The organism is Sphingobium fluminis (assembly GCF_037723805.1).
GTDB lineage: Bacteria > Pseudomonadota > Alphaproteobacteria > Sphingomonadales > Sphingomonadaceae > Sphingobium.
On sequence record NZ_JBBJUK010000002.1, the window covers coordinates 153,965 to 180,847 of the forward strand.

The 26,883-nt window shown below is 62.3% G+C and carries 29 protein-coding genes and 2 pseudogenes; 19 read left to right on the forward strand and 12 right to left on the reverse strand.

Annotated elements, in window-relative coordinates:
• The first annotated feature begins 2 nt into the window (after positions 1 to 2).
• The 11 genes from WG907_RS06845 to WG907_RS06895 all read left to right on the forward strand — a co-directional run bounded on the left by WG907_RS06845 (position 3) and on the right by WG907_RS06895 (position 11,033).
• On the forward strand, positions 3 to 620 hold the full coding sequence (locus WG907_RS06845) for a TraV family lipoprotein (RefSeq protein WP_340232002.1): 618 nt from the start codon (positions 3 to 5) through the stop codon (positions 618 to 620).
• Positions 617 to 3,139 carry a TraC family protein gene (locus WG907_RS06850; RefSeq protein WP_340232003.1) on the forward strand — a complete coding sequence of 841 codons (2,523 nt, stop codon included), beginning with the start codon at positions 617 to 619 and terminating at the stop codon, positions 3,137 to 3,139. The genes WG907_RS06845 and WG907_RS06850 overlap by 4 nt, the downstream gene beginning before the upstream one ends.
• 3 nt (positions 3,140 to 3,142) lie before the next feature.
• The gene (locus WG907_RS06855) at positions 3,143 to 3,472 is read left to right on the forward strand and encodes a hypothetical protein (protein ID WP_340232004.1); all 330 of its coding nucleotides are present in this window, start codon (positions 3,143 to 3,145) and stop codon (positions 3,470 to 3,472) included.
• Positions 3,469 to 3,708: a hypothetical protein gene (locus WG907_RS06860; RefSeq protein ID WP_340232005.1), complete on the forward strand. Its 240-nt coding sequence runs from the start codon at positions 3,469 to 3,471 to the stop codon at positions 3,706 to 3,708. The genes WG907_RS06855 and WG907_RS06860 overlap by 4 nt, the downstream gene beginning before the upstream one ends.
• Positions 3,698 to 4,321 (forward strand): conjugal transfer protein TraW, encoded by a 624-nt coding sequence (locus WG907_RS06865; RefSeq protein WP_340232006.1) that lies wholly within the window; start codon positions 3,698 to 3,700, stop codon positions 4,319 to 4,321. Before WG907_RS06860 ends, WG907_RS06865 begins: the two co-directional genes overlap by 11 nt.
• Positions 4,318 to 5,337 (forward strand): TraU family protein, encoded by a 1,020-nt coding sequence (locus tag WG907_RS06870; RefSeq protein WP_340232007.1) that lies wholly within the window; start codon positions 4,318 to 4,320, stop codon positions 5,335 to 5,337. The genes WG907_RS06865 and WG907_RS06870 overlap by 4 nt, the downstream gene beginning before the upstream one ends.
• A gap of 431 nt (positions 5,338 to 5,768) precedes the next feature.
• Complete coding sequence (locus WG907_RS06875; RefSeq protein WP_340232008.1) at positions 5,769 to 7,625, forward strand: hypothetical protein; 1,857 nt, start codon at positions 5,769 to 5,771, stop codon at positions 7,623 to 7,625.
• A complete protein-coding gene (gene traN, locus WG907_RS06880) occupies positions 7,622 to 8,707 on the forward strand; it encodes a conjugal transfer protein TraN (protein ID WP_340232009.1) in 1,086 nt (361 codons plus the stop codon). The genes WG907_RS06875 and traN overlap by 4 nt, the downstream gene beginning before the upstream one ends.
• 34 nt (positions 8,708 to 8,741) lie before the next feature.
• Positions 8,742 to 9,593, forward strand: coding sequence for a type-F conjugative transfer system pilin assembly protein TrbC (locus WG907_RS06885; protein WP_340232010.1), 852 nt, complete (start codon positions 8,742 to 8,744; stop codon positions 9,591 to 9,593).
• A complete protein-coding gene (locus tag WG907_RS06890; RefSeq protein ID WP_340232011.1) occupies positions 9,565 to 10,164 on the forward strand; it encodes a S26 family signal peptidase in 600 nt (199 codons plus the stop codon). The genes WG907_RS06885 and WG907_RS06890 overlap by 29 nt, the downstream gene beginning before the upstream one ends.
• A gap of 29 nt (positions 10,165 to 10,193) precedes the next feature.
• Entirely contained in the window at positions 10,194 to 11,033 is an 840-nt protein-coding gene (locus WG907_RS06895) for a conjugal transfer protein TraF (protein ID WP_340232469.1), read from the forward strand.
• Between the two features lie 47 nt (positions 11,034 to 11,080).
• Here the strand turns inward: WG907_RS06895 and WG907_RS06900 are convergent, their stop codons facing one another.
• Together WG907_RS06900 and WG907_RS18200 are read right to left on the reverse strand one after the other, a co-directional pair.
• Positions 11,081 to 11,494 carry a type II toxin-antitoxin system VapC family toxin gene (locus WG907_RS06900; RefSeq protein WP_445326777.1) on the reverse strand — a complete coding sequence of 138 codons (414 nt, stop codon included), beginning with the start codon at positions 11,492 to 11,494 and terminating at the stop codon, positions 11,081 to 11,083.
• Positions 11,476 to 11,928 (reverse strand): AbrB/MazE/SpoVT family DNA-binding domain-containing protein, encoded by a 453-nt coding sequence (locus WG907_RS18200; protein WP_445326778.1) that lies wholly within the window; start codon positions 11,926 to 11,928, stop codon positions 11,476 to 11,478. The genes WG907_RS06900 and WG907_RS18200 overlap by 19 nt, the downstream gene beginning before the upstream one ends.
• On the opposite strand from WG907_RS18200, the gene WG907_RS18205 reads away from it, so the two are divergent.
• The 3 genes from WG907_RS18205 (at position 11,927) to WG907_RS06915 (ending at position 17,568) form a co-directional block, all read left to right on the forward strand.
• Positions 11,927 to 12,361: a thioredoxin domain-containing protein gene (locus WG907_RS18205; RefSeq protein WP_445326779.1), complete on the forward strand. Its 435-nt coding sequence runs from the start codon at positions 11,927 to 11,929 to the stop codon at positions 12,359 to 12,361. The two genes, WG907_RS18200 and WG907_RS18205, sit on opposite strands and share 2 nt — an antisense overlap.
• A gap of 46 nt (positions 12,362 to 12,407) precedes the next feature.
• Positions 12,408 to 13,829, forward strand: a complete 1,422-nt coding sequence (locus tag WG907_RS06910) for a conjugal transfer protein TraH (RefSeq protein ID WP_340232014.1) — start codon at positions 12,408 to 12,410, stop codon at positions 13,827 to 13,829.
• Between the two features lie 61 nt (positions 13,830 to 13,890).
• Positions 13,891 to 17,568, forward strand: a complete 3,678-nt coding sequence (locus tag WG907_RS06915) for a conjugal transfer protein TraG N-terminal domain-containing protein (protein ID WP_340232015.1) — start codon at positions 13,891 to 13,893, stop codon at positions 17,566 to 17,568.
• Here the strand turns inward: WG907_RS06915 and WG907_RS06920 are convergent.
• The 3 genes from WG907_RS06920 to WG907_RS06930 all read right to left on the reverse strand — a co-directional run bounded on the left by WG907_RS06920 (position 17,552) and on the right by WG907_RS06930 (position 19,313).
• Complete coding sequence (locus WG907_RS06920) at positions 17,552 to 18,013, reverse strand: hypothetical protein (RefSeq protein ID WP_340232016.1); 462 nt, start codon at positions 18,011 to 18,013, stop codon at positions 17,552 to 17,554. The genes WG907_RS06915 and WG907_RS06920 overlap by 17 nt on opposite strands.
• A 294-nt stretch (positions 18,014 to 18,307) precedes the next feature.
• Positions 18,308 to 18,511, reverse strand: a complete 204-nt coding sequence (locus WG907_RS06925) for a hypothetical protein (protein WP_340232017.1) — start codon at positions 18,509 to 18,511, stop codon at positions 18,308 to 18,310.
• Positions 18,512 to 18,986: 475 nt separating this feature from the next.
• Positions 18,987 to 19,313, reverse strand: coding sequence for an HU family DNA-binding protein (locus WG907_RS06930; RefSeq protein ID WP_340232018.1), 327 nt, complete (start codon positions 19,311 to 19,313; stop codon positions 18,987 to 18,989).
• An 84-nt stretch (positions 19,314 to 19,397) separates the two neighbouring features.
• On the opposite strand from WG907_RS06930, the gene WG907_RS06935 reads away from it, so the two are divergent.
• The 3 genes from WG907_RS06935 to WG907_RS06945 are packed head-to-tail and all read left to right on the forward strand — an operon-like array spanning position 19,398 to position 20,401.
• Positions 19,398 to 19,604, forward strand: a complete 207-nt coding sequence (locus WG907_RS06935; RefSeq protein ID WP_340232019.1) for a hypothetical protein — start codon at positions 19,398 to 19,400, stop codon at positions 19,602 to 19,604.
• 43 nt (positions 19,605 to 19,647) lie between these two features.
• Positions 19,648 to 19,887: a transposase gene (locus WG907_RS06940; RefSeq protein WP_445326788.1), complete on the forward strand. Its 240-nt coding sequence runs from the start codon at positions 19,648 to 19,650 to the stop codon at positions 19,885 to 19,887.
• Positions 19,877 to 20,401 (forward strand): LysR substrate-binding domain-containing protein, encoded by a 525-nt coding sequence (locus WG907_RS06945; protein ID WP_340232020.1) that lies wholly within the window; start codon positions 19,877 to 19,879, stop codon positions 20,399 to 20,401. Before WG907_RS06940 ends, WG907_RS06945 begins: the two co-directional genes overlap by 11 nt.
• 184 nt (positions 20,402 to 20,585) lie before the next feature.
• Here WG907_RS06945 and WG907_RS06950 read toward each other — a convergent pair whose 3' ends face one another.
• From WG907_RS06950 to WG907_RS06965, 4 genes and pseudogenes are all read right to left on the reverse strand, one after another.
• Entirely contained in the window at positions 20,586 to 20,918 is a 333-nt protein-coding gene (locus WG907_RS06950) for a hypothetical protein (RefSeq protein ID WP_340232022.1), read from the reverse strand.
• A 153-nt stretch (positions 20,919 to 21,071) separates the two neighbouring features.
• Positions 21,072 to 21,278, reverse strand: coding sequence for an LLM class oxidoreductase (locus tag WG907_RS06955; RefSeq protein WP_340232505.1), 207 nt, complete (start codon positions 21,276 to 21,278; stop codon positions 21,072 to 21,074).
• Positions 21,258 to 21,712, reverse strand: a pseudogene (locus WG907_RS06960) (tyrosine-type recombinase/integrase); the annotation flags it as partial. The gene WG907_RS06955 and the pseudogene WG907_RS06960, both read right to left, overlap by 21 nt.
• 131 nt (positions 21,713 to 21,843) lie before the next feature.
• Entirely contained in the window at positions 21,844 to 22,428 is a 585-nt protein-coding gene (locus tag WG907_RS06965) for a TetR/AcrR family transcriptional regulator (protein ID WP_340232024.1), read from the reverse strand.
• Positions 22,429 to 22,573: 145 nt separating this feature from the next.
• On the opposite strand from WG907_RS06965, the gene WG907_RS06970 reads away from it, so the two are divergent.
• Positions 22,574 to 23,092, forward strand: a complete 519-nt coding sequence (locus WG907_RS06970; protein ID WP_340232025.1) for a VOC family protein — start codon at positions 22,574 to 22,576, stop codon at positions 23,090 to 23,092.
• 442 nt (positions 23,093 to 23,534) lie between these two features.
• A complete protein-coding gene (locus WG907_RS06975; RefSeq protein ID WP_340232026.1) occupies positions 23,535 to 24,383 on the forward strand; it encodes an SDR family NAD(P)-dependent oxidoreductase in 849 nt (282 codons plus the stop codon).
• Here WG907_RS06975 and WG907_RS06980 read toward each other — a convergent pair.
• The 3 genes and pseudogenes from WG907_RS06980 to WG907_RS06990 all read right to left on the reverse strand — a co-directional run.
• A pseudogene (locus WG907_RS06980) lies at positions 24,328 to 24,736 on the reverse strand (IS3 family transposase); the annotation flags it as partial. The gene WG907_RS06975 and the pseudogene WG907_RS06980 overlap by 56 nt on opposite strands.
• Before the next feature lie 227 nt (positions 24,737 to 24,963).
• Complete coding sequence (locus WG907_RS06985) at positions 24,964 to 25,530, reverse strand: VOC family protein (protein ID WP_340232027.1); 567 nt, start codon at positions 25,528 to 25,530, stop codon at positions 24,964 to 24,966.
• Positions 25,531 to 25,749: 219 nt separating this feature from the next.
• The gene (locus WG907_RS06990) at positions 25,750 to 26,478 is read right to left on the reverse strand and encodes an SDR family NAD(P)-dependent oxidoreductase (protein WP_340232028.1); all 729 of its coding nucleotides are present in this window, start codon (positions 26,476 to 26,478) and stop codon (positions 25,750 to 25,752) included.
• Positions 26,479 to 26,883: the final 405 nt, after the last annotated feature.

Below are 26,883 nucleotides of genomic sequence, written 5' to 3' on the forward strand. Positions count from 1 at the left end.
CGATGCCCCCTTCCCTTCATCCCAAGACAGCGCGACGCCTCGCATCCACCCTATGCCTCCTGGCCGTCCTGCCCGGCTGCACGGCGATCGGATCGGCGCTCTCGCCTTACCCCGAGAAATTCAGCTGCAAGAACAGCGATCATGGCCAGTGCATCCATCCCGAGCAGGCCTATGCCGATGCCCAGGCGGGCCGACCCTCGCGATCGGACCCGGCGCTCACCAATGACAAGAAGATGCTCGATGGCGGGCAGCACGCCGGCCCATCGCGGTCCCGCGCACGACGGGGCGCATCACCCCAAGAAACCCCCTATCTTGGCTATCGCGACAGCGTCTATCGCGAGCTCAAGGGCCTCATCGACGCCCCCGTGACCCCGATGCTGCGGCCCGGTCGCAGCGTGCGCACATTGATCCTGCCCTATGCCGACCGCGAGCGACCCGACCGGCTCTACATGCCGCGCTATGTCTATTCCATGGTCGACACGCCGCGCTGGGTGGTGGCCGACTATCTGGTGACCCCTCTCGACCCTGGGGCCCGCGTACCGGTCCTCGAACAGAGCAAGGACCCGGTCGACAGATCCGACGCCGGCGTAGCGCCGGTCGATCAGGCGGTCCGGCCATGACCCATATGGCCACCGGCAACCGTGGCGGGATGACGCTCAGCCATCTTCGCCGCACGGTCTCACGCGACGCCTATTCCGACTTTCTGCCCATGGTCGCCTGGGTGCCGCAGGAAGAGGCGTTTCTCTGCATCGACGATGGCTGGGGCCAGGCCTGGGAGCTCATACCCTCGGCCTATCTCTTCGCCCATGTGCACCAGGCCCTCATCGGTCTCCTCAACATCCATTTCGAGCCTGGCACCGTTATTCAGCTGCATTGCTTCGCCGATCCGCTCATTGATGACGCGCTCGACGCCTTTCTCGATCTCAAGACCCGGCCCGATCCGCTGATCCAAGCGTCGGCCCGCCGCACGCGCGATTATCTGCGCGACGGGATCAATGGCCTTGCCGCCCTGCACGGCATCCCCATGCGCAATTTTCGCCTGCTGCTCTCGATCAAGACACGAAAGCCCTTGGGAGCCGATCTGCGGCGGCAGATCGAGGAGCAGCTCGCAAAGCTCGGCATCCAAAGGCTCGCCCCCCAAGCGCTCGTCGCCTTCTATCGGCGCATCTTCAACGGCGTCTTTGCGCCTGCACCGGGCATTTTCGCCGGCCAGGACGGCGAAATCGGGGCGCGTCCGGTCCGTAAGCAGATCATCGATGCCGGCCCCGACCTCGTCTTCGAGGGACCCGAACTCTATCTCGGCAATCAGGTCGCGCGCTGCCTGACGCCAAAGTCGCCGGCACGGCGGGTCACTGCCGAGCGGTGCAACCGTCTGCTGGGCGGTATGCGGGGGAGCGCGGAGGATAGCGACCAGATCGGCGGCCCCTTCCTCTACTCCTTGAGCATCCTCTTCGATCACAGCATCTTCGAGATGCACAAGCGCGCGCAGATATTGTCGGCGCAAAAGGCCGCCGGCAGCTTTGCGATCGAGGTCGGCAAGCAGATCGAGGAGATCAGCTGGGTGCTGGACGAAGCTGGAAACAGCCGGTTCGTGTCCGTCATCCCGACCATCTGGGTCTTTGGCCGCGACAGCGCGCATGCCCGCGACATGGCCGCCCGCGCCAAGCGCCTCTGGGAAAGCGAACCGCTCCCCTGGATGATGCAGGAAGAGAGCTATTTGAACCCCATTGTCCTGCCGATTAGCCTGCCGTTTGGCCTCTATCCCGATCGGCCGACGATGCGGATGCTCGATCGGCATCTGCCCATGCCCACAAAGGCAGCCGTGCTCATGGCGCCCGTCCAGACCGATTTTCGCGGCGGTGGCCGCCCGGCGCTGCTCTATGCGGGCCGCAAGGGACAGCTCGTGACGCTCGATCTCTTCGATCCTCGCATCAACAATTATAATTTCATCGTCTCGGCTGAGTCAGGCGCGGGCAAGAGCTTCCTCCTCAACAATCTTTGCCAGCAATATTATGCGCAGGGCGCGCTCGTGCGGATCATCGATATTGGCGGCAGCTATCGCAAGCTCTGCACCCTCTGCTCGGGCCGCTATATCGACATCGGCGAGGAAGAACTCGTCCTCAATCCCTTCGACATGGGCCTGGCGCTCGACGGCGACGACCGGCAGTCGGCGATCGGCATGGCGGTCGCGATCGTTGCTGAAATGGCCAACGCCTCGACCCGGCGCGGCGTCTCGACCTCGGAATGGAACCTCATCAAGTCCGCGGTCCAGTGGACGATCGAGACGGGCCGCGCGGTCCAGGGGATAGACGCCGTGCGCGAATGGCTCGGCAGCTATCCGGCGGACGCCGCCAGCGATCTCGACAAGGTCGATCATCTGATACCGACAGCGCGCGAGCTCGCCTTCAACCTGCGCGATTTCGCGAGCGAGGGGATCTACGGGCAGTATTTCAACGGGCCCTCCACCTTCGACATCTCGGCCGACGAGTTCGTCGTCCTCGAGCTCGAGCGCCTCAAATCCATTCCCGACCTCTTCAACGTCATCGTCATGGTCGTGGTGAACGCGGTGACGCAGGAGCTCTACCTCTCCGCCCGCGACAAGCCGCGTTTCGTGCTGTGCGACGAGGCGGCGCAGTTCATGACCCGGCAAGAGGGCCAGGACCTTTCGCGCCTCGCCGAAGTGTTCAGCCAGGGCTATCGCCGCGCGCGCAAATATCATGGCAGCTTCGGCATCATCCTCCAGTCCATGAACGATCTGCTGCTCTTTGGCGGGACGGGCCAGGTCATCCTCGAAAATGCGGCGACGCGATTTCTGCTGCAGGGTTCCACCTATGACCGCGCGGTCGAGAATAAGATCCTCGACTATTCGGGGTTCGTCCTCGACCTCCTGAAATCGGTCCGCAACAACAAGCCCTTCTATTCCGAGGTCTTCATCGACTCGCCGCTGGGGCTCGGCATCGCCCGCCTCGTCGTCGATCCCTTCTCCTACTGGATCAATACTTCCGCGCCGCAGGAAGTGGCGGCCTTCGAGGCCAAGTTGCGCGCAGGCCGCACGCCGCTCGAGGCGGTCTGCGATCTTGCCGGGGTCGATCCCGCGACGCTGCTGGGCGCGCCGGCACCCTCGCCGGGGGAGCGCTGAGCCATGGTCGCCACGCCCCCGGAAAAGGTCACGAACCTGCTCGACCGGCTCCGCGAGGAAGAGTTTGAACGGCTGGTCGACGAACGGGTCGCGCAGCGCGCGTCCCGAGATGCCATGCTATGGCGGATGAGGCTCATCACGATCGAAGCGATCATGATGTCCGGCCTCATCCTTGCCGCCGGCCTCCTGCTCGGAAAGCCGATGGCCGTGGTGGCGAAGGCCGCGCTCGGCGTGGGCGCCGCCTGCTTTGCCAGCGGCATGCTGTTGATCGGCCTTTCGGGCCTCGGGGGCCACTGCCTGCGCCGCCTGCGCGGCTGGATTTCCAGGTCATGACCGGACTACTCTCCTCCGCCCCGGGCACTGCGTCCATTCGCCTCTTGATGGGCAGCCAGTTGCTGCTGGTCGTTCAGGCCGGGCTCGTCGTGCGCGCGCAAGGCGCCGTCAGCGACACGCTCTGGGCGATCTCGCTCGCCGCACTTCTCATGGGCCTTGCATGCCTTGCAAGCGCCGTCCGCGGCGAACGACCCGACGCTTCTATTCCAGTCGGGAGGCCCACCCATGGACGCTGATTGTGGCGGACGCGCACGCCATGCGCTGATCGGCGCCTTGATGCTGGCGACGGTAAGCGGACCGGCTTTTGCGGCCTCCTCGACGATCGGAAGGACCTGGCCGATCGCCGAGCCCGACGCGATGACCGAGATCGAGGCCCGCGCTGCGCGGCAGCCCTCGCTTGGCGAGCGCCTGGGCCCCAGAGCGGGCTGGTCGGCGATGAAGGCGGCATCGCTCGATATCGCCCAGGCGACGCGCATCCGCACGCTCGTGCCCTTCTACACGGTCGAAGCCGATATCGCGCTGCCCGACGGGCGCATACTCTATCCCAAAGGCTTCACCTTCAATCCGCTGGACTATGTGTCGCTGCCCCAGCGACTTGTGATCGTGCATCCGCGCGACCTGCGCTGGGCGCTCGGGCTAGCCCGCCCGACAGACTTCATTCTCCTGACTGCGGGCGACGCGATCACGCTTTCGGAAAAGACCGGTCGCCCGCTCTTCATCCTCGAAGAGCGGGTGAAGGCGCGGCTCGGCCTCACCGTCGCGCCCGTCATCGTGTCCCAGGTCGGCAAGCGCCTGGAGCTGCGGGAATATCGCCCGGAGCGGCGAGAGCCGGCGGGAGCGCGTTTATGAACCGGCATGTCAGACGATGGCTCCGCGGGGCCCTCTGCGCGGCAGCGCTGGCCTGCACGGGCAGCGCCGCGCCGGCGCTCGCCTCGAAATGCGAAGCCGGCACGATCTTCAATCCGCTGACCAAGGTCCGCTGGAACTGTATCTTTCCCATCACCATCGGCGGCGTTCGGGTCGGGTCCTTCGACAAGCTCGACAAGGAACTCGATGCCCAGTCCGCCTCCAAGCCGCTTTGTGCCTGCCGCAAGGGCGCGACCTTCTGGTTCGGCGTCAAGGTGAGCTTCTGGTCGCCCAACCGCATGATCGACGTGGTGACCGAGCCGGGCTGCATGATGGCGCTCGGCGCCGATCTCCTTCCCACCGGCGGCAAGCTCCAGGGCAGCCAGAGCTCGCTCGCTGATGGCACGAATACGCGCAAGATGTTCGCCCAGATGCATTATTATATCGCCCCGGTCTGGAAAATGCTCGACATGTTCACCGACCTGCCCTGCATCGAGGATGACGGGTTCGACGTCGCGATGATCACCGAGATACTGCCGACCTGGCAGTCGGGGACGCTGGGCGCCATCATCCAGCCCGAAGGCATCTTGTTCGGCAACCCGGCCGCAGGGCTTGCCTGCATGGCCGACAGCGCGGCCGCCGCGGCCGGCAAGGTCATCGACCCGCTCTTCTGGTGCATGGGGTCATGGGGCGCCACCTATCCGATCGCGGGCGACATTCATTTCGGCGACAGCGTCGAGGCCTGGGCGGGGCTTGCCGCACGCGGCACTTTCATGATGGGACGCCTGGGCGCGCTCACCATTTCCTCGGCCGACGGATGCTCGTTCAAGCGGCAGCCGATCTGGACCAAGAGCCGGTACAAGCTCCAGATCATGGAGCCAGTCAAGGGCGGCAAATGCGTCAATATCGGCCGGCCAGGCGCCCTCTGGTCGTCGGGCAAGCATGCGCCGGGCAAGGACAATGCCCAGTTCATGCTATTTGAAAAAGTGATCTGTTGCGCGGGCGTGTCGACGCCATGACGCAGGTTCTTACCCCATGTCCCGCAACGGTCCTCAGCCTTTGGAGGCCTGCCCGCCAAGGCCTTGAAGGTAGGTCCCGCCGTTGCGTGGCAGGAGCGGCGCTGTCCCCCCGCAGCGTCGCTCCACTCCGCCATTCCCTGGAGAGCCCAGCCTGTACGGCGGGCCTTCGGGGAACGGTCAGTACGGTCGCGCCCTCCCCCGGCCGGGAAGGCGTTCCCCCTCTCGCTCCCATCCCGGCAGCGGCCGTGCTGACCACCCGAACAGGCTCGAGAGCATATGGCGACCGCGGAGCCAATCTGCGTTCCATTCTCGCAACCGGTCATATCCGGTCGATCTTGGCAAAGAATGTCAGCGCAAGGACGCGATGGCCGCTTCCTCTCGTTGCGATGGTCGCCGGGGCGCTCGCACCTGCCTCAGCGCAGCAACCGGACATGGAGGCCAGAGCGCGCAATGCCGCAACGGCGTCTCGCGCCAAGTCGGCGGACAGCGACAGGCTTCTCGACAATTATTTGACTCCGGGCCTTGCCGGGCAGCCGATTTCGACGATCGACAACAGCCGCCGCTTTTCCACCAATCTTGCCTGCGCCAAGAGCGCCACCATGCTAGAGCTGATGGTTCAGCCCGGCGCCACGGGCGACATCATGCGGTTCAGCATCGCGCGCGACGCCGATCTCGACGGCACGCTCGAGAGCAATCTGACCCTGCCCGTACCGGTATCGGGTGTTTGCGCGAACGGGATCATCTCGTGCCGGCCCGGTAGCTGGGATGCGTGCCAGCCGTTCAAATGGAGTATCGACCAGACCAGTTCGATCGGCATCAGCCCGACGGCGCTGACGGAGCTTGCAGGCTGCTACTGCCTCAACAATAGCTGCGGCGCCGACCTCGCCTGGGGCAATATGGCCGGTATCCTCAAGGACCTAGGCGGCGGCGTCGTCGGCGCCCTGACCACGGCCGATCCCCGCATAGGGGTGGCGCAGGTGCAGATCGATGGCCCTGTCATCCGCTACACTGGCGCGCAAACGACCGCCTGCACGACACACCCCACGCTCGATCAGACCCGCTACAAGGCTGCGCCGGCACTTCTTGCGGGCGATGCAGAGACGGCGTCCGCCGCGAGTTCGCTGTTCAAGGCGGTGAAGGCGTCGCCGGCAGGGCTTGGCAAGGCGCAGCAGGTGACGGCCTGCACGATCAGTCGCGAGATCACTTTCGATGCAAGCGACTTCGACGATATTCTGGGGGTAAGCGGCCCGATTGCAGCGATGTCCGACTGCGGCGAAGGTTGCAGGCGTTACCGGCTGCAGGGCGACGGCTCGTGCAGCATCGTGCCGCCCGTCTATTCGGCAATATTGACGTTGCACAAGCCCGAGCGGCTGGTGAGCGCGCAAATCGTTGGCATGGGCGCGAACGACTGGGTCCAGGGCCGGGTCAACGGCGTAGTTGTCGGTTCGGCGGGCAAGCGGCCCTGGCTCGGCGACGGCATTCCGTCGGGCGATTGCTCGACGGACGGCGAGTTCTCCTATCCCTCGATCATCGACTTCACGCCGCAGCTGCGGGCCGGACCCGTGCGGATCGACGCCCGCGTCCGGGGTGGCAACGCAGGGCGCTCAGGCTATGTCGACCTCGAACTGCGCGTCGATACCAGTTGCTCGCCCAAGGAGCGGGTCGTTGACCTGTGCGCCGGCTATGCCGGGCAGAGCCAGTGCCGGCTGAAGGACGAGACGGTCGACGATGTCGATACGGTCCGCAACGGCATCGTAACAGGGCTTTCGCCGCTCCCCCAGAGACGGTCGATCGGCACCGGTCGTTGCGAGACGCAGATCACGCGCAGCTTTTTCCTGCGTGAGCGTCGCTATGCCTGCGCCATCGATACCGCCGCCCTGCCCCCGCCCGACCTCAGCCGGGGCGCCTATATCATAGACCGGTCCACTGAAACACGGCTGGCCGACCAGACCCGAAGCGACGGCGGGGCGGTGACGCAAACGACCCGCGCCTTCAGCCTTCCAGCGCGTCCCTCCGTCGCCGCGTGCGAGCCTATCTGCAAGACGCGGGCCGCCACCGCCAACAGCGGCGTCGCGAGCGAGACGAACGTTGCAGCCCAGCAGAACCTGCCCACAGGCTGGGACTTCCATTATCATAGCTGCGAGGCAAGGAACGTCTGCCCTGCAGGCCCTGGCGAAGAGATCGTCTCGCCCTGCGGATGCCTCGACGATTTTCCCGAGGCCGTGGTCATGATGCAGACTGTCCGCCTCGCCGGCGCGGACCTTGCCTGCACGGCGGTCGCACGATGAGACGGCGGATCGCTCCCTTTCTTGTCCTGGTACTCGCCTGCCTCGCACCGCCGGGTCAGGCGATGACCGCCGAGATCTGCGCCGTCGACCGCAACGGCAATGGCGACGCCGCCGATGAAGGGGAGATCGCGGCCTGTGCGCTCATGGCGCAGGGCGCGGTTCAATGCCCTATCGAGCAGGCCGCCTGTGTCGCCGGCCCCGAAGGGGAATATGCCTGCCCGCTCGGCGCCGCTTATGCCTGCCTTGCGCCAGTTTCGGGCAGCGTTCCGACCTGCTCGCCCCATGCATGCATCGACACCGTCAAAAACCCGATCGATAATGAACTGGTTATCGATAACCCCGGCGCGCTGGCAGACGGCGCGATCGACGGTCGAGGCGATTGCGCAGGTACGCTGGAGATATTCGCCGGCCGAGGCCTTCGGTGCCGGCCGCCCGGCGCTTCCGTCACCTTCCAGGACTGCTGCAAGGACAAAGGCAAGATCATCAAGGACGGGATGGGCGGCTCCATCTCGTCGATCGGCACCAAGATCGCGATCGCCAAAGGCGTCTTCACCGGTATGAAAGCGGCCTACACGGCCTTCAAGGCAGGCGCCACGGCGAGCCAGGCCGCAAGCGCGGGCGCGAACGCCATCATCGTGGGCATTGACCCCACCTCGATCGCGATCAGCCTCGCCATCAATTTCATGATGGAGGTGCTGCTGCAAGGCTGCGACCAACAGGACATGGAGACCGGCATGCTCCGGGGTTCCGGCATGTGCCACGAGATCGGCAGCTATTGTTCGTCCAGGATCTTGGGCATCTGCATCCAGAAGGCGCGCGGTCACTGCTGCTTCAACACCAAACTCGGCCGCATCATCCAGGAGCAGGGCCGCCCGCAGCTCAAGGCCTTCAACGGCATTGGCTGGGGCACGGCGAAGAAGCCCTATTGCCGGGGCTTCACGCCCGAGGAGTTCCAGGCGCTCGATTTCAGCCGGATGGACCTCTCGGAATATTATGCCGAGGTCGAGGCCCGCGCCCAGTCCAGCATCCAGACCGACATGAAGGATAGTGTCGATGCCTATATGCGCATCATCAACCCCTGACGCCGCCTTGGCACGACGAGCCATGCTCTTCGGAATGACAGCCATTTTGGCTGCGCTCGCGGCGCCTGCGCTGGGCCAGAGCTCGGCGCAAGCTCCGACGTCGGGGTCGCAAGAAGCTGGCCCAGCCGCGCCAGACCAGCCCATGGAGCGGCTCAAACAGGCCATGGCAAAGCGCAAGGCAACGGCGGTTAACGGCCCTTCCAAGCTGCCGGCACTGCCGCAGGATCTGCGCCGCCGCGCCTTTGAGGGGCTGAACGGACGCCTTCCATCCCGTGAAATGGATCAACGCGCGAGGGCTGCGCGCGACGCCGCGGCACGTCGGCTGGACGTCGAGCAGGCGGCGATGAACGCGAAAATCTACAAGGCCCTGGGGCTTGCTCTCCCCGGCACTGATCCCGAGCAGAATGCCGCAGCGGTAACTGGCTCGTCGGCACCGGCGTCCTGGGTCCCGGTCCTTTTCGTATCCTCGTCCATGCCCGTCGAAACGCTTCGAACCTACGCTGGTCAGCTCGAGCGCGCGCGCGGAGTCCTCGCCTTTCGCGGCGTACCGGGCGGGCTCGGCAGGATCGGGCCCATGGCCGAACTCTCCGCCCGAATCCTGCGGCGGGATCCCGGTTGCGAGGGGCCCGCCTGCGCGATGCGGGACGTCCAGCTCATCGTCGATCCGATCCTGTTCCGCCAACACGGCGTCGCGCGCGTGCCGGCCCTGGCGATGGTGCCGGGCGATCCCACCAAACCCTATTGCGAGCGCGAGGACGAGGCATCCCCGCCTGGGGCGCATCTCGTTTTTGGGGATGCGGCCCTTTCCGGGCTTCTCGAGGAATATGGCCGCATCGGAGGGGACAAGGAGGTGAAGGATGCTCAGGCTCGGCTTCGTCATCGCTAATGCGGCTTCCGCCCGCATCGCGCGTCTTCCGCGCGAAGCAGCACTGGCCCTAGGCGGCGCAGTCGGCGACCGGGACGCAGCGCCACGGCGCCTCTGGATCGCCATGGCGATCATCCTGCCCATCGCCTTCTTGGTCTGGACGGCGCTGCACAGCGTCACTCTGGTCATGAGCCCCTCGATCGATGCCTGGATGGTCCGGCGGGCGCCAGGCCCCGTCGGGAAGGGCGACCTCGTATCCTTCACCCTCGTTCATCCGCTTGCTGGCCCCGACCCGGTCAATGTGACCAAGCGGGTCATGTGCATACCCGGCGAAATACTCCGCCAGGTCGAGATACAGCGGGGCCCCGCGCGCCGTTATGGACGCAGCGCCTATCTGTGCGCCGGAAAGCTGATCGGCATCACCCGGCCTTTCGGGCGGAACGGTCAGCCTCTTGCCCCCTTCCCTTGGGGAGCCCGCCCGATCCCGGCTGGCTACGTTTATGTAGGATCGGACCACCCTGATGGGTTCGACAGCCGCTATTATGGTCCGGTGAAGATCGAGCGGTTGACGCGCATGGAGCGCGTGCTGTGAGGGCCTCCGCACTCGCCTCGCTTCTTGTCATGTGCACCCTCGTCGCACTGGCGCCGACGGCGGCCGCGGCCGATGGCGTGCAGCGAGGCTATTGGTGGTACGAAAGGCCAGCGCAGGAAGAGACGCCGCCGGAGGAGGAAGCGCCTCTGGTGAAGCCTGTCATCCCGCCGATGGCAGAGCTGGCAGCCTGGACGCCGCCGCGCATCGCCAAGCTCATCGTCGCACAGCGAGACTATGCCGCGACCGTGCTGACAGTCGAGGCGGTGTCGGACTTTTGGCGTTTGCAGGATTTCGCGCGGCGCAAGGCGCGCGCTTTTGCTGGCGTCACCCAGCTTACGATGCTCGTTCATCCCGAGCTCAATGCCAAGTCCGCCAACCCCATGGTGGGCGACGCTCGCGCCGCGCTCCGAGCGCAAAAGGAGGCTGTGCGCAAAGCCTATCTGCGGCAACAGGCCCCGCACTATGCGCTCGTCATGTTCAGCAGGGGAAGCTGCGGCTATTGCCGGGTCCAGTGGCCCATCGTCCAGCGTTTCCAGGAAGATTTTGGCTGGCAGGTTATCCGTCAGGATCTTGACGTCCATCCCGAACTCGGGGCCCGGTTCGGGGTCGATGTGACGCCGACAACCATGATCATTCGGCGAGGCAGTGTCCAGCACATGGTGATAGCGAGCGGGGTCGAGGCTTATCCCAACCTCGCGCAGATGGCCTACCAGGCCGTGCGTCTCCTCAATGGCGATATTCGCCCCGAGCAGTTCATGACCGGTGCTGGCGAGGAAGGCGGCTTCTTCGATGCTCTGGCAAACGGTCCGGTTGCGGCGAACTCACCTCCGGACCAAAGGGGCAGCCCCCGGCAGTCTGAGCAGCCATGAGCGCGAACTTTGTGCCATTGGGCGAACCAGGACGCCGAGCGCCGAGTTCAGGCCGGGGTTTGCGCTTTGTGTCCGGCCCTGCGCAACAGCTTCACCGCTCGCTTGTCGAAGCTGAAGAAGGTTTCTCCGCCAAGCCACTGGCCGTCATGGGCAATCACGCCGTCAGCAAAATCGCCACCGGCATCGAGGAGCCCGAGGCCGGCTTCCGCTGCCGCGCGATCCATGACCACGTTGCTGGAGTTGAGAAGCAATCGGAGGGCTGCGGATATTTGAGGCGGCGTAAACTTATAGGCGCCTTTGAGCACCCAGCACAGTTCACAGAGCGCGGGAATGGTGACCGCCAGCAATTCGGCGTTCGTGACGAGCCGGCGCGCGAGAGGGCCTTGCAAAGGATCATCCTGCGTTACCGCGCGGACCAATATATTCGTGTCGGCGGTCGCCTTCACAGCTCGCCGGCCCATCCCTTGGCGATGACCTCATTCATCTCCTCGATCGAAATTGGCCGCTGGCCTTCCCTTTTTAGGAACCCGCAAAAATCCGAGATCGACCCGACGGGTTTTTCGGCGCGTATCCGAATCTCGCCGCCCGGCATCTTCTCGATGCTGATCCTGTCGCCAGGGTGTATCCCCAGATGCGACAAAAAATCCTTCTTGAGCGTGATCTGTCCCTTGGCGGTGACGGTAAGCGCGTTCATCCCAGCGTTCCTTTCACAGCTATTTGTAAGCAAGAATCGCATTACATTCAAGAGCTGGATGATGGGCTTTGCCGTGGTATGTCTTGCTGTCACTGTCCCATCAACCGCCCGCGTCGTTAGCGCTGACGGCAGAATGCGCGCGGCTGTCCACCCAGTGTCGACGACGACAGAGCTGCAGACCTGGCTCACCCGCGTCCCCATGACCCGCACATTTCCGTCCGATCTCGACGACACGCTAAAAGCGCATGCCGATCTGACGATTGAAATGACGACGGCGCCCGGCTGCCTTCCTTGCGGCGACCTTTGGACAAGGCTGATCCGCTTTTCGAGTACCTATGGCTGGCGCGTCCGCATTATCTCCAGGGACGAGGGCTTGCTTCGGTCCGGACGATTAGGACTGCCGTGGGTAGGCCACCCCGTCCTCTGGGTTCGCCCGACAAGGGACGAGAGCCGCACCATCCCCGTTGCGATCGGGACCGATCATGACGTCAATCTGCGCCGCAACATCTACCTCGCGGCCAAGATGTTCGACGGCGTCCGTCCAGCCGTGGGCCTGCGGGCCATGTCCAAATTCACCGGGATCGTCGCGCCGGGGGGCGCGCGAACCATCATCTCGAAACCTGAAGGACACTGACCATGGCGGGTCTCAGTCCCCTCTCCCTTCACACAAGGACACCGCCATGGCCAACGAAGCGCCAAAAATCCTGGGCCTCATCATCGCTTTTGGCATAGTCGCCACTGCGCCCGCCGCGCAGGCGCAAGGATGGGCGGAAAGCTGGTTCGACAATGTCACCTATACCAGCCCGGGCAGCTTCGAGGACCAGACCCGCGGCTATATGACGGCGGGCGGCATGTCCGGCCGGGTCGACGTTCATAACGACTATCTGATGTCCCTGACGCTCCCCAAGGTGAAGGCGGGCTGCGGGGGCATCGACATGTTCCTTGGCGGCATGTCCTTCCTCGATCCCGACTATCTCGTCCAGAAGCTCGAAAGCATTCTCCAGGCGGCGCCCGCGGTCGCATTCCAGTATCTCCTCGAGACGCTCGACGAGAAGATGGGGAATATCATCTCCAAGATGGAAGCAGCCACCAACTTCCTCAATTCGATCCAGGTGAACGACTGCCGGCTCGCCAACCGTATGGTCCAGGTCGCCAAAGGCGACGACAATATGTCGGGCATCATCGAGGAGATGACCGGCTACAGGTCGGTCAAACAGGGCTTTGCCAAAAGCTATCAGCAAAGTCGCGAGAAGATCGAGGCAAACGCCAACAATCCGACCGAGGACTTGAAGGACGCGCTTGCCAACTGTCCTTCGGAGGTCACCGATATCTTCCGCACCGGCTCGCTCCTGGCACACGCGGCCGCGCGGGTAGGAGCCGGAGCCTGGGCGAACGTCATGCGGGCCCGGGTGGGCGACGTCTATATGCGCTGGGACGAGAAGGACAAGGTGCCGCTCTTCTCCGCAATTCCCGCCTGCCCCGCCCAGGACAATCTGTCCGCGGACGATTTCCTGACCGGCAAGGTCCAGCGCCGGGCTCTCAACATCCCGCCCAGCGCCACGGACTGCACGGCCGACGGTGCCGGAAAGGGCGCGCTCGCCCTTTCGCGCGAGAGGCTAGAGGCGATCGCCGGCAAAATCAGGACGAAGGCAGCGCTGACCGCCGACGAACGGCAATTCGTCGCCAATGTGCGGACGCTCCCTGTCTATCGCATGCTCGAATGGGGGGTGCGTCAGGGCGTGGTGGACTCGGTCATTGCCGACACCGATGAACTGGTCGCGCTCACCCTCGCCTATCAGATGCTGAATGATCTCTCCCGCTCGCTCGACTATGCGCTGAGCAATGCCGAGCGGGGGGCGAGCGCCGCGGGCGCTGCCGACGGGACAAGCAACAACATCTGCCAGACGCGCATATTGACGAAGGGCCTGGAGCAGCTGCGGGACCTGCGGGAGGAAGTCCTGCGACAACGCGCGCAGACGCGGCAATCCTATCTCGCCGCGCTCGGCTCAGCCAATCTATCCGCCAACTATGCCGGCCTCCTGCGGCAGCGCGACGTCGATGCGCGCAATGCCGCCGGTACCGCCACCACGCGTAACCGGTGAGGATCGGATGCCTAGTCATATTTCCGTACATAGAGCCCTCCTCTTGGGCTTTGGAGCCGCCATGGCGGCGCTTCCCTTGCCGGCGCTGGCGCTGGAGGCGAGTTATCACAGCTATGACGGCTTCGAGGAGACGGTCGATGCCTTCCGCCTTGTCTCGCTGATCTTCGCCGATCCGCGGTATGAGACCCTCGTTCTCATCATGGCGGTCGCCGGCATAGCGCTCGGCGCCGTGCGCGCCAGCATCAGAGGCCAAGGCATGGGGCTTGTTGCGTTCGGCTTTCAGATTCTCATGGGCGTCGGCCTCTTCGTCGGCTTCGTCGCAACGACGGGGACGGTCCATGTCTATGATCGCGTCCGCAACGCCTATCAGCCCGTCGGCGATGTCCCGAACCTCCTCGTCCTGGTCGCGGGCACGACCAACCTCATCGAACGCGCGCTGGCCGAGACGATCGACGACAATACGCTAGATCCCAACGCCAAACTCGAATTTGGCGCCGGCGGGCATGCCTTCAGCCTCTTCTCCAACGCCGCGGCGCCGCGCGGCCCGATGACGGACAGTTTCCTCGAAGCGACGGTGAAGGACTATGTGCGCCAATGCTATCCGGTCGCACGGGTCTCGCCGGCCTATGGCGTCGACGATGACAGCCTCTTCCGGACCACGACCGATCTTCCCGCCGCTTTCGCCGCAATGGCCGGGCCGGCGACGTTCTCTACCGTCTACACGGCGGCGGACAAGGGCGGCGTCACCATGAGCTGCGACGACGCCTGGGACCATATCTCGACCCGGCTCGCTGAACCGGGCCTGTTCGATGCCTATGTTCGCCAGGCCTGCATCCGGACCGGCTTCGACGTCGGCAACGCCGCGCAACTTGCCCGTTGCAAGAGCCAGCTCGGCGAGATGGGGCAGATGATGATGGGAACGCCGCTCTCGATGCAAGCGTTTCTCACCGACGTGATGCTGGGCACGAGCGTCGGCGACGTACTCTTCGAGGATTCGCCGGCCACCGCAGCGCGCGTCATGGCAAACCGGGCCGTCATCTCGAACGGCCTGGCGACGATGTCCGCAGCGAATGAGTGGATGCCGACGATCCGCGCCACGGTTTTTGGCATCATGCTCTTCATGGTGCCGGTCGCGCTCCTTTTCGTGCTGACCCCTATCAACCTCCGCGTCCTGAGCTATGCGCTCGGGCTCTTCGTGTTCGTGGCGCTCTGGGGCGTGATCGACGCGGGCATCTATCAGCTGACCCTCGGCCGCGCGATGGATGTGCTGGGGGAAATGCGCGCCAATCATGTGGCGGCCAATGCCTGGATGCTGGCCCCTTCTTCGGCGATGAAAGCGCTGGGCGTCTTCGGCACCTACAGGCTCGCTGCTGCCGGCCTCGCAGGCGCCTTCGTCTTCACCGTGTTCCGTTTCTCGGGCAATGTCTTCAGTGCGCTGACCGGCGCCTCGACAGGCATCCACGCGCAGGCGTCGGGCGCTGCCGCGCCCTTGGCAACGAGCGAGGGCTACGCCTCTGCGCTCGAGGCACAAGGCGCGGCACTCGGGACCACCCAGCGCAGGGCCGTCTCGTCACGCTTCGCCGATTTCGGTGAGCGGACCAGCTTTGCGGCATCCCGCTCGTTCGGGGAGGCCGATACCATCCTCGGCGAAGGCGGCGGGATGCCGGGGCAAGCCGGCCTGTCCCTCGGCGCTCTCGATGGCGAGCGCTCGCTCGGCGCCGTTGCCCCTGCCCTAGCGGCGGGGCCGCTTGGCAGCCCGCAGGCGGCCAAGGCCGTCCGCGCGAACGCCACGACAGCGGCGATCCATCAGTTCGCCGAAAAAGCTGCGCTGCGCAGCCTTGGAACCCGCTATTTCGGGGAAGGTCAACGCGGTGAACAGGCCTTTGCCGCCTTTGCCCAGACAATGGTCCAATGGAAGGCGTTCGGCGACGAACGCGCCTATGCCATGATGCAGCAGAGTGCGGCGCGCCATTTCGAGCGCGGCGGTTACAACGGCCAGGATGCTGAACTCAAGGCTGCCAGCGTGATCGCAGAGGCGTCGGTCGATCCGACCTTCGCCAAGCTTATCGCAAACGCCTGGGATCAGGAGCAGATGCTCCGCAACGACCTCACCGGCGCGCAGGTCCAGGTCGGCGCGATGGAAGGACGGCGTGACTTTGCCGGCGCGGATGTCGCGGGGATCGAGCGCCGCAATGTTTCTACCGAGCAAGCCTACAGAACCGGGGCCAACGAGGGTCAGCGTAACGCCGCCGATATGCTTGGGATCCCGCTCCAGGAAGCCAGCCGCCGCATCGCCTTCATCAACACCCTCTCGGGCGAAGCCAGATCCTCGGCCATCACCCAGCTCGCCCGCGCCACAGGCCGCAACGAGGCTCAGGTGGAAAGCGCCTTGGCGATCTACTCCGCCTCGACCCAGCTCGGCACCGCCGACGGCGCAACCGCTGAGGCAGCGAGAGAGCGCACAAGCGTCTATGGTCGCGCCAGGGAGACAGCCGGCTATGATTTTGCAGAAAGAGCGGGAAAGCTCGATGCGCAACGCGAGGTGGGCCTCGACGGGACGCGCGGTGCCGCTCGCATCGGCGAGCAACGCCGTCAATCCGACAATTTCGGCTTCGCTGAGGGCGCCACCGCCGCTGGCGTATCGACTAGGGAGGCCGCCCGGCTCGACAGTTTCATCCGGACCTTGGCGGACACGTCCGGCAACCAAGTGGACATGACCGAAGGCGGTGCAGCCGGCATTGCCGACCGCGCCCGCAATGCGCGTCTGACCTCGATCGTCGATAAGGAGCGCCTGTCCCGGATGCAGGGGCTCCTTCGGGCAAACGGTATTGAACTTTCGAAGCGCCAGATTGCCATGGATCAGAATGGCGATTTCGGGCTCAACCTCACGTCACAGACGGCGGCGCAGATGTGGAAGGCCGGGCTTCTCAACGAAAGCCAGCTCGGGGCGGTCGCCAATGGCGGTCACGCCCGCTTCAGCCTGGCGCACAACGACCTTCTCGTCTCGAGCAGCGCAGGCTTCGAGAGGTCAGCCCGTAACGATACCAGCACGCGCTTCGAGGCGGGCAAGCAGGCGGGTCCCGACACGATCGAACATTTCATGGGCGGAGGGGCAGAAGGCCAGGCAGCCTTGGCCAACTGGCTCCGTGGAGGATTCGAAATTGACCGGAAGGGCCACTGGCGCCTTAAACCGCAGGTTGCTGATACGCTTCAGCGTGATGTCCAGGCCGTGATGGCGCAGACGGGATGGCAGCGCACGGTCGCTCGGAACGCGCAGGATCAAAACGTCTTCACGGTATCGGTTCAAGGGCAAATTGCGGGGTCAAGTGAACAAGTCAGGGGACAGCAGAAAGGGAAGCAGGGCCAGTCGACGGGGAGAGTCGCTGGTTCCCTTTCGTTGGCCAGCGCGGAGAGCGGCACAACGACTGAGTCTGCGACCTCTTCGCTCGATGCCGTGAACTTTGATATCCGCCAGGCAATAGCTAATGCTGAACGCACTTCAGCTAGCTCGACCTCGCCACATCATGCATTCTCGAGGGAGCTCTCCGAACAAATTCTAGGTAAAGACGGTTTGCGCAACCGCTACATCCGTGATGCAGATAACGGTCGCGGCACCTTCGATATCAATGCCCCAGTCACATCGTTTGAACAGTCATCGGTCCTTTCCAAGGGACGATTGTCCAACGATCCCGCTGGAGGTTCCTCCGATGGTGACGGATCGTTTAAGACCCGCGATTGATATAGCTCGCATTTAATGGATTAAGTGGATTTCCAATCCATAGGGCACCCGATCGAGGGTGAAGGGGATCAATATCTATAGGAAGGCCGGATGGCCCCCGTCTTTGATCAAAAAGGTCGAAATGGCCGATATCTGCTTCAGTGTCTTCAGTTGGAAGGCCATTGGCGGCAGCAGCATTCATTCGGGCCCTTAAGACTCCGAAAGCCAAAATGAATAGCATCAAGGGTGGGAAAAACGCGACCACGAAATAGCCCGCAAAACCAGCCTCGTTCATCCAGCTCAAGGCATCTACCTTGTAGGACAGCCCTCGCAAGAGCCAATATAGCAGTGCCAGGCCCCACCAGGCCTTCGCATACCAGGGCGTCCAAGCCCAATGCCGTACACCTGCGGGTCTCTTCTCGTCACCAGCGGGGTGGTCAGATCGATCCTCGATCATATCAACCATCTCAGCCTCCAAACACCGAAATTCAGCGTTCTTCAGTCAGTCTTCCTAGCTTTTACTCAACTCATCATCTCCCCTCCACCTAAATCGTCGAAACATCACCGGAATTGGCCTGTAGCGGCAAGGAAGTATAGGTTCCGAGTTACTTTCGCTCGGCCGCTCGACGTTTCGCTGAACGCACCATAGCGGGGTCGAGTTGCGGCCGGTTCCACCGGCTTGCCGCGTTAATCACCAACAGATCTTCGACATGGGTCAGAAATGTGAAAACCCTGTTCGTCACCTCGATCATCAATGCCTTCATTTCGTCATCGGAATCCGGGAGACACGGTTCCAGGGAATTTCTCCACGAGGCGTCACGACCTTCACGTCGCTGAAAACGCCTGTCATGCTGCCTGGCGACATGCCCGCATGGAGATCTTCAAGACTTGTATTCCGAACGCATTGTTCGACGAGCGCCAGGGTGAAAAAGACCTTCTCGTCGTCCGTCGTCTCATCGGACATGATGATCCCTCGGCATGCTTCTGCACTCGACGACCATTCGCCAGTCTGGGTGCGGCAGACACGTAATGCTAGGAGATAGCACTGCTCTTCGACAGCCTCATCCGATCCAATGGCTGAGCCTAAAGCGCGACACTTGCCGCGAACGCCTGCTCGATCACCTCGATGTTGACAGATGGCGGAGGCGAGCGACAGAAATCCTGGAAATCGATATAGCCAAGGTCGCGAAGCGCTCCGCAATCAGATAGCGGGTATCGTCGACCCGAGCCGAATTCATCAGACTTCTAAGGGAAAGCAGTCGTTCCTCGAAGGTCATCAGCCATTCTCCCGATGCGAATTGTGCGCGAACGCATCATCATCGCGAACGCGCAACTGTCCTACAAACGGGCCGTTCGATGCTCCAACGACGGATGGATCAGCGCCGATGGACCTTATATTATGCGAGATCGACCCCACCCGAACGCGGGGCCGATGACCTTCATCCGTTCAGTTGATCCTTCACTGCCTTCGCGGGCGAGAAGCCAAGCTTTTTCGAAGCTGCGATCTGGATCGTCGCACCGGTCGAGGGATTGCGGCCCTCGCGCGCTGCGCTTTCCTTGACCTTGAACTTGCCAAAGCCGTTGAGCGATACTTCATCGCCCTTCGCCGCCGCCGCTGCGATGGTCGCGAAGACCGTATCGACGGCTTTGCGGGCGTCGGCCTTGGTAAGGCCAAGTTCGCCGGCGACGGCGTCAGCGAGACCACTGTTGTTCATGAGATGCCTTTCAACAAACGAGGACGCACCTTTAGCCGCAGCTTGCGTCACTGAACAAGCGGTGAGGGTGTGATGATATGATCGCTAACCATCCATCGCTGGACAAGACTGTTCCCCGATCGCTATCGCGCCGCGATGAGCATCGTTGCAACCATCATGAATACCGCTACGGGCCAGCCTATCCGGAAAATGACGTTCGGACGGATGCCTAAGCCCTGGATTACGTTCAATCTCGAAACCGGCGAGCGAGTAACCGCCGATCGGGTCCATGTCGGAAAGCCTGCGCCCGGCAAATTTGTCGCGCCGGTTGAGGTTTGGGTGACGCCCAAAGCCGGCGGCTGACAAAAGCACCGACGAATTCTAGCCATCATGAGGTGAAGGTGGGATCCGGGAAGCGATTACAGCACGCCGCGCGCAGATCTTCAACCTGCCGTCCTACAGTCCCGACATGAACCCGATCGAGATGGCATTTTCCAAGTTCAAGGCGCTCCTGCGGCAGGAGCCCGCCCGAACCGTCGATGCACTCATGGAACGTATCGGCAATCTGCTCGATCGCTTCCACCCAGACGAATGCGCCAACTTCTTCCACGCCGCCGGCTATCACTCACCCAAATGTGAGCCTTGAGCTGGAGACGGGCTGGGTGCCGGCGCTACTCGGCTGGCTCGACGCTGGAGATATCGAGATGTCTTTCATAATGGGGGTTGTCGAACCTGCCCATTATGAGGGAATCTTGCTAAAGCGATACGGAGTCGCACTCACCCTCGGCCGGGAGCACCCGCTGGCAGCGGCGACTTCGATGTCGCCGGAGGACGTAGCGCGCTACCCTATTGAGGCCTACCCCCGAGCCCTCTACCCCAAATTGTGGGATGCGCTCTATGCACCGCTGATCAACGCCGGCGCCCAATTCGTCGAAGTGCCGGAAATAGCCGACCACACTCGATCACCGGACGCGATCGCCGCCTTTTTCGACTTTGGAGCAGACGATCCGGGTTCCGTCATAGGGGTCCGCGTGCCGCTAGCGGCACCGGCAACCGTTCCTTTCCAGCTGCTCCGCCGCAGGGCTGAGCTTTCGGCGGCCGGAGAGGAGTTCTGGGAACTCGCCAAGTGTTCAATCGCGGCCCCTCAAGCAGCGCGTTGAGCGTGGATCGATTCGGCTCGTTTTTGGGCCATGAAACCGCTCCCTGTAAAAGATTGAACAGGATCCCAGAGAGCGCTACCCTGCGATGGCCACTCTCGCCTCTATGACGCTCACTGAAGGTAGTCACGCTGCGTGTCGCCTGCCGTTTCGTTAAGGCAGCAGCTCCTCCGCACACCGCAGCTATTCAGAGGATATTAGCAACACCGACAAGTATGCATGCAGTAACCAACGTCGCGAGCTTGGCCAGTGACGCGGACTCGCCATAGGCGAAGATGCCTACCGCGATTGCTCCCAGCGGTACCGTCGCCGCAATAATTGGAGCTAGAGCGCTCAGATCAACTCCCGCATGGGCAATACGTGCCATCAGGCCCACACCGATCAATATGGCTACTGCCATAGCGAGGGTAAAAAGAGGATGGCTCAGCCCGCGCGTCATCGGCATCAGGGAAATGGCCAATATTTGAGCTGCCACAGAAACGATCAGCATTGCTACAGTGTTAAATGAAAAACCAGCCATTTCTTCTCCATCTCTTATCCAGGTGCTATCGATAATTCGTCGCGCTCATTGCAATAGCTGTTCCGTCCGCGCCAGGTGGTCAGCTTGGTGCACCGCGATGGAAACCGGAACGATCAGAATTCCCGCCTGCTCGTCGCACGTGAACTCGGGCTGTCATCCCGCCTGGTGTGCTAGGCGCTCAAGCACCCGGAAGTCGGTGCTTCCGTCTGGCGCGAGCGCCTTGATGCAAACTTGGCTGGCGCCAGCGTGCAAGTGGGCGTCGATGCGCATACGCAAGGCACTTTCGTCGCCCCAGGCGACGATTGCATCGATGAAACGGTCAGACCCGCCATCCTCGAAATCCTCATCGTCGAACCCCATGGTACGCCATGAGTGGGAGCGCACCGTATTCTCGATCTTGCTATGCCCGAGAAGGATCTGGACGGCACATAGATTGCCGGTTGCCCTATAGATGATCGACGCCTTGGTTCGCCGAAGTGAATGGTGCCATATTCGCTTCGCATCAAGCCCACGCCGGTGACCCATTCATCGACGAGCCGGGCGTACTGACGGGTGCTAAGATGCCCGTTATGGTCAACCCGGCTGGGAAAGACATATTCGTCCACCGTGCCACCCCGGCGATTGAGCCAGGCCAGCAGGCTAGCCCGAGCGTCGGGGAGCAGTTCGAACTGAACGGGTCGATCTGTTTGCTCCTGCATGACGATCGCACGCGTTCGGATCTGCCCGCCGCTGACGATGTCGCCGATCTTCATCTGCACCAGGTCACAACCCCGAAGTGTATTTGCGTCGACCGCATCGCCGTGCCCGTTGCCGTATTCTGATTATTCGGCCAAGCCCAGCTTAGCATTCCAGGAGAGACGGAGCCCGACCAAGTGCTGGCAATGCTCGGCGCCGCTTTCGTCAGCGCCTTGCCCCGGAATTGTAATTACCCGACCGCGAGAAGTTTGGCCAAGCCGCTCTGCAGGTCTGCAATCTGTTCGTCAGCCGGCCAGTACGTCTCGCTGATAGCGGCTTGCGTAGCAATACCCGCATGTAACGCCAGAATCTGGCGGATCAGACTTTCCAGGTCCATGCCTTCGAACCGGGAAAACAGGGGGTCCTGGGCCATTATGCGCCGAACATTCGCTTTGCTGCGCTCCAGCATCTCGCTATGGATCGATCCCAGTGCGGGATCAATTCCGACCCTGCCCCAGAATGAGAAATATACTCGCCAATACTGCCTCATGTCAGTGTCCGTAGGAAGAACTTCCCTCAGGCATGCACACAGGTCGCCCCCCCCAGCCTCGACTGTTTTCCAGCGCGTAAAGGTTCGCTCGGAGGCAAGGCGATAAACAGCGGACAGGAGATCCTGCCTGTCTGCGAAATAGTGACTCACGATTGCCGTGCTGCACCCCTTTGCCTTTGCAACCGCACGGATAGTGAGCATATCAAGGCCTTGGGTTGCTACGATGTCGTATGCTGCCTCCGCTACCTCTCTCCGACGCAGGTTTCGATCGACGGGAAGAGACATCAGTTGTAATTCCTACTTGTAACAAGTGTTATACGGCGTATGGTCTTTGCATAACAGATGCGTTGGCCGGGCAACAGGACCTGACGCCTGTGGCTAAAGCATAGCTTCTAGGTCGCGGGGTAATCCGGGAATAGGAGAGCGGAAGATGTATAAGACAAAAGAGGTGATGCAGGCAGCCTATGTGGTCGATGATCTCGATGCTGCAATCGAAGGCTGGCTGAAGATGGAGCAGACCGGCCCATTTTTCGTCATCCGCAACGCCGCGCCTGAGAATTTCCGATATCGCGGCGAGGCCGCCGAGATCGTGATGGACATTGCATTCTGCCAGGCCGGTCCGATCCAGGTCGAATTGATCCAGCCGAAAAGCACAGGTCCCAACGTCTACCGCGACACGGCGCCTGCCGAAACGCAAATCTACCACCACCAATGCTACATCACGGACGATCTCGAAGCTGAGCGCAAGCGATTCGCCGCGATGGGCATTGAGGTTGCCCAGGAAGCGGATACCGGAGGGGTCCAATTTGCCTACTTCGATACGCGCCATCTGATCGGCTGCATGACGGAGGTGGTGCAGCGCGGCGAGGCGATGGACGGCCTGTGCAAGATGATCGCGGACGCTGCGGTGGATTGGGATGGGTCGAACCCAATCCGAATGCTGGGATGATAGGGGCCTGAAGGCTTCACGGCGAGAATGCCATGATCAGGGCGGCTCATAAGCGGTCATCGATGTGGCCAGTATTGCCTCTTCCAGCGCCATGTGGCTCGTATGCAGCACGCGACGACACACGAGTGGAATCCGGCCTGCTGGAAGGCAACTAGGGCGGCGGCTGGCTGTTGGAAGACCTATGGCCAACAACGTTACGGCCCGTCAAGCGAGATAGATGCAAATCCTGTCCGCTCGGCGCCTTCCGTCGATTTTTCGTCAGTCAGCCCACCCGGACGATCAGCCGAAACCGCAGATCTTCGAATGAACGATCAGGCGCGCCGCGAAGCTCTTTTCAGGTTCCTGACGATCGACGGCACCAACCGGCTCCTGCATTTTCAGCCATGAGAAATGTACCACTGGGACCCGTACTGGTCTTCAATTGAGGATAAGGGAGAAGGAAATGCTCGCTAACAAGGTCATCATAGTAACAGGCGCGGGCTCGGGTATCGGACGTGCGACATCGCTGGTCCTCGCCAGGGCGGGCGCGAAAGTCTTCGCCACAGGACGCACGCTACAATCGGTCGACGAGACGGCGGATCTTATCCGCGCGGAAGGCGGTGTGGTCGAAACCATGCAGGTTGACGTGTCGGTCGAAGCTGACGTCAAAGCCATGACGCAAACCGCTGTCGCCACATTCGGACGGATAGACGGAGCGTTCAACAATGCCGGCGTGCATTTGCAGTTCCAAGCCGTGCAGGACCTCACCGAAGAGGCCTGGGACCGCGCCAACAGCGTGTTCCTTAAAGGCGTCTTTCTGTGCATGAAGCATCAGATCGTTGCCATGCGCCAGACGGGGGGCTCGATCGTCAACAACTCCTCGACTCAGGGCGTGATCGGCAGCTCCCATGCGATCGAATATGCAGCTACCAAACATGGCGTTCTTGGAGCGACCCACGCCGCGGCCTGTGAGGCGGGATTTACCGGTGTGCGTGTCAATGCAGTGTTACCAGGAATGATTGTAACGCCAATGGTCGCGGGCTTTCTGGAAAGCGATGAGGCCGTGGAGCAAAGGGCCGCAGTCCTGGCACGACACCCGATCGGGCGGTTCGGTCAGCCCGAAGAGGTCGGCTTTGCCGTGAATGGCTGCTGTCGGATGAAGCGGCATTCGTCAACGGCGCGGCGATCGCCGTCGACGGTGGCTTTACCGCATGTTGAAGGTATAGCGACGGATACGGCGGCCGCCAATCGGGCCCGGACGGCTTACCGCCTTGGCCGCCCGGCCGACGCTTGTAGCCGATCTGCGCCTTGATACCCGCCAGCCTGGTCAACCGGGCGACACGGTCAGGGCAGCAGATCTCGCCCTGATCCAACAGGTCGTCATGCAACTTGCGGTAGCCATAGACCTTGCCACTCTCGTTCCTGGCCTGCCGGATCAACTCCGTCTGCCGAGCATCTTCCTGGGCCCGTTGGCTCAGCGGACTCTTCTGCCAGGCATAGAAACCGCTGGGCTGGATGCGCAGGCACCGACACATCGATCGAACCTCGAACTGGTCACGATGCTCGGCAACAAATGCGTATCTCACTTTGCATCCCTGGCGGAACGATGTGACCACAGGTCAAATAGGCGGTGGCTTTTTTTAGGCTGTCGCGCTCCTCGGTTAGCGGACATACCATTGATGGTCCCTGACCTGATGCCGCATCAGGAACAGGCGATCCACAAATAGGGCTCAAACGCCTCTCAGCGCTCATTTGGCAGCAATAAGTATAGGTTGAAGAAATATGGCATGAGGACACGAATAAGTCTTACAGGGGCATTCGGTCGATCCAGACACATCATGCGGGTCCTTGAATGTCACTTGATGATGCCGCTGGAAGCTCTCAAAATGTCGTTAGGTCGCCAGCGGCCGAAAACTGGGGGGCAGCAGGTCGAAGAGCGGGCGAACCGGATTTGTGCCGTCCCATTCGGCCGCAGCGGACTGAGCTTCCTTGAAAAACCCGCCGAACAGGCTCTCGACGATCAACTGCGACAGGATCGCATCGGGGCGATTTTTCGGTTCAAGGTAGATTTCCATCAGGCTGCCATCGGCCGTGTAAAGTTCCATGATGGTGTCAAAATCCCCGCCGCGTGACTTGGCCTGGGCAAGGACATCATCGTAATCGTCGCAGAAATAGGCGAGGTGATGCATGCCGCCTTCGTGATGGTTCACCAGGAAATCGCTGTATGGAGACGGCGTATCGTCAAGCGGTTCGATATATTCGTACATCATCGATCCCGAATAGGCGATTGCGATGGAAACCTGAACTTCGCGACGCTCGCCGCGATAGCGCATTCGCAGGGTTAGATTCGGATCAACAAAGAAGGGCCCGATGCCGACCTCAACGCAGCGATCGATCTTTTCGTCGATATTGTGGACAACGAAGGCCGTTTGCATTGCGGAGCCGAAAAACCTGCTCATGGCTTCCTCTCTCTACGGTTCACGTTTTCTTTTAGGGCACAATTAGTCGGGAAGCTGCGCGCAATTGTCCACAGGCGCCACACGGCCGAAGGGAAGTCACTGCACGATTCCGCCCTGCCTCGAAGGCCAGATCGTCTGCGAGAGCCTCAATCATCTGCATGGGGCGTCCGCGGCCCCGATGCGCTCCACATGAGGTGCGGATGAGGTCACGCTGGCCTGTCACGTGCATAGGAAACCGCCGTCTACCACCAGCATTGAGCCTGTATTATGGCCCGCGCCCCTGCCGGCGAAATAGAGCACCGCGCTCGCTACGTCGTCAGGGTCCGCAGGGCCGCCCAACGGCACCTTTTCTTTGACGATCGCGGCGATTTTCGGATCGTCGTAGATCCATTCGGTGTTGGTGGTCCGCAGCGGACCCGGAAGCACCGCATTGACCAGGATCTTGTGTGGAGCTAGCTCGACCGCAACCGAGCGGGTGAACTGCAGTAGCGCCGCCTTCGCCGAATTGTAGGCTGACATCAAATCGTCGGGGCGGAACGCCGCGGTCGACCCGATCACCACGATGCTGCCCGGCCTGCCGGTTGCCACCAGCCGCTTCGCCACGGCCTGGGTCATGAAGTAGGTGCCTTTGACATTGCGCTCCATCGTCGCCTGCCATGTCGCCTCGTCGAACTCCAGGAACGGCATGAAGGGGTGCATCCCGCCAGCGACATTGGCCAGGATGTCCACGCCGCCGAAAGCCCCGGTCGCCTTGTCGAGCGCGGGGCCGATCTGTGACAGGTCCGTCACGTCGTTGATGACGGAGATCGCCTTCCCGCCGGCGGCGCGTATTTCGTCCGCCACCGCCTCTCCGGGCTCTGGCCGGCGGGTCGAGACCACGATGTTCGCACCTGCATCCGCGAGCCGCAGCGCGACCGCGCGTCCCAGACCCTGCCCGGCGGCGGTCACCAGCGCGGTTTTTCCGGAAAGGTCCAGTAAACTGGCCGTCGGTCCATTAGGAAGCTGTGACATGTGTGGCCTTTCCGGTATTCTAGCATCCTCGGAGCCATTTCGATCGATTTCAATTCGCCGTCGAAGTCGCCAACCCCTGTTCCTGCGGCTTTTCATGATCGCGGTAGAGCTTCATCGAAGAACATCATAAACTATAAAACGCGTGTTACAAGTTCACGAATGCGTTGAGTGAGCATTTTCGGCGGGTCGGATGGGCGCGTTGGAGAACCGCATCCTGATGGAAAACTGAGGGAAATTCTTCCTGCCGTGTGGCCTCAAAGCCCAGATGAGGCGTTCTGACTGAGGTGGTGCCAGATATTTGGACAGGGTGTTAAGCTAATCCCGACCTGAGGAATGGGATGG

Bases quoted from the DNA above. Each gene is read 5' to 3' on its own strand.
- WG907_RS06845 (WP_340232002.1), top strand. From the start codon at position 3: ATGCCCCCTTCCCTTCATCCCAAGACAGCGCGACGCCTCGCATCCACC.
- WG907_RS06850 (WP_340232003.1), top strand. From the start codon at position 617: ATGACCCATATGGCCACCGGCAACCGTGGCGGGATGACGCTCAGCCAT.
- WG907_RS06855 (WP_340232004.1), top strand. From the start codon at position 3,143: ATGGTCGCCACGCCCCCGGAAAAGGTCACGAACCTGCTCGACCGGCTC.
- WG907_RS06860 (WP_340232005.1), top strand. From the start codon at position 3,469: ATGACCGGACTACTCTCCTCCGCCCCGGGCACTGCGTCCATTCGCCTC.
- WG907_RS06865 (WP_340232006.1), top strand. From the start codon at position 3,698: ATGGACGCTGATTGTGGCGGACGCGCACGCCATGCGCTGATCGGCGCC.
- WG907_RS06870 (WP_340232007.1), top strand. From the start codon at position 4,318: ATGAACCGGCATGTCAGACGATGGCTCCGCGGGGCCCTCTGCGCGGCA.
- WG907_RS06875 (WP_340232008.1), top strand. From the start codon at position 5,769: ATGGAGGCCAGAGCGCGCAATGCCGCAACGGCGTCTCGCGCCAAGTCG.
- traN (WP_340232009.1), top strand. From the start codon at position 7,622: ATGAGACGGCGGATCGCTCCCTTTCTTGTCCTGGTACTCGCCTGCCTC.
- WG907_RS06885 (WP_340232010.1), top strand. From the start codon at position 8,742: ATGACAGCCATTTTGGCTGCGCTCGCGGCGCCTGCGCTGGGCCAGAGC.
- WG907_RS06890 (WP_340232011.1), top strand. From the start codon at position 9,565: ATGCTCAGGCTCGGCTTCGTCATCGCTAATGCGGCTTCCGCCCGCATC.
- WG907_RS06895 (WP_340232469.1), top strand. From the start codon at position 10,194: ATGTGCACCCTCGTCGCACTGGCGCCGACGGCGGCCGCGGCCGATGGC.
- WG907_RS06900 (WP_445326777.1), bottom strand. From the start codon at position 11,494: ATGGGCCGGCGAGCTGTGAAGGCGACCGCCGACACGAATATATTGGTC.
- WG907_RS18205 (WP_445326779.1), top strand. From the start codon at position 11,927: ATGACCCGCACATTTCCGTCCGATCTCGACGACACGCTAAAAGCGCAT.
- WG907_RS18200 (WP_445326778.1), bottom strand. From the start codon at position 11,928: ATGGGGACGCGGGTGAGCCAGGTCTGCAGCTCTGTCGTCGTCGACACT.
- WG907_RS06910 (WP_340232014.1), top strand. From the start codon at position 12,408: ATGGCCAACGAAGCGCCAAAAATCCTGGGCCTCATCATCGCTTTTGGC.
- WG907_RS06915 (WP_340232015.1), top strand. From the start codon at position 13,891: ATGGCGGCGCTTCCCTTGCCGGCGCTGGCGCTGGAGGCGAGTTATCAC.
- WG907_RS06920 (WP_340232016.1), bottom strand. From the start codon at position 18,013: ATGGTTGATATGATCGAGGATCGATCTGACCACCCCGCTGGTGACGAG.
- WG907_RS06925 (WP_340232017.1), bottom strand. From the start codon at position 18,511: ATGTCCGATGAGACGACGGACGACGAGAAGGTCTTTTTCACCCTGGCG.
- WG907_RS06935 (WP_340232019.1), top strand. From the start codon at position 19,398: ATGAGCATCGTTGCAACCATCATGAATACCGCTACGGGCCAGCCTATC.
- WG907_RS06950 (WP_340232022.1), bottom strand. From the start codon at position 20,918: ATGGCTGGTTTTTCATTTAACACTGTAGCAATGCTGATCGTTTCTGTG.
- WG907_RS06955 (WP_340232505.1), bottom strand. From the start codon at position 21,278: ATGGGGTTCGACGATGAGGATTTCGAGGATGGCGGGTCTGACCGTTTC.
- WG907_RS06965 (WP_340232024.1), bottom strand. From the start codon at position 22,428: ATGTCTCTTCCCGTCGATCGAAACCTGCGTCGGAGAGAGGTAGCGGAG.
- WG907_RS06970 (WP_340232025.1), top strand. From the start codon at position 22,574: ATGTATAAGACAAAAGAGGTGATGCAGGCAGCCTATGTGGTCGATGAT.
- WG907_RS06975 (WP_340232026.1), top strand. From the start codon at position 23,535: ATGCTCGCTAACAAGGTCATCATAGTAACAGGCGCGGGCTCGGGTATC.
- WG907_RS06985 (WP_340232027.1), bottom strand. From the start codon at position 25,530: ATGAGCAGGTTTTTCGGCTCCGCAATGCAAACGGCCTTCGTTGTCCAC.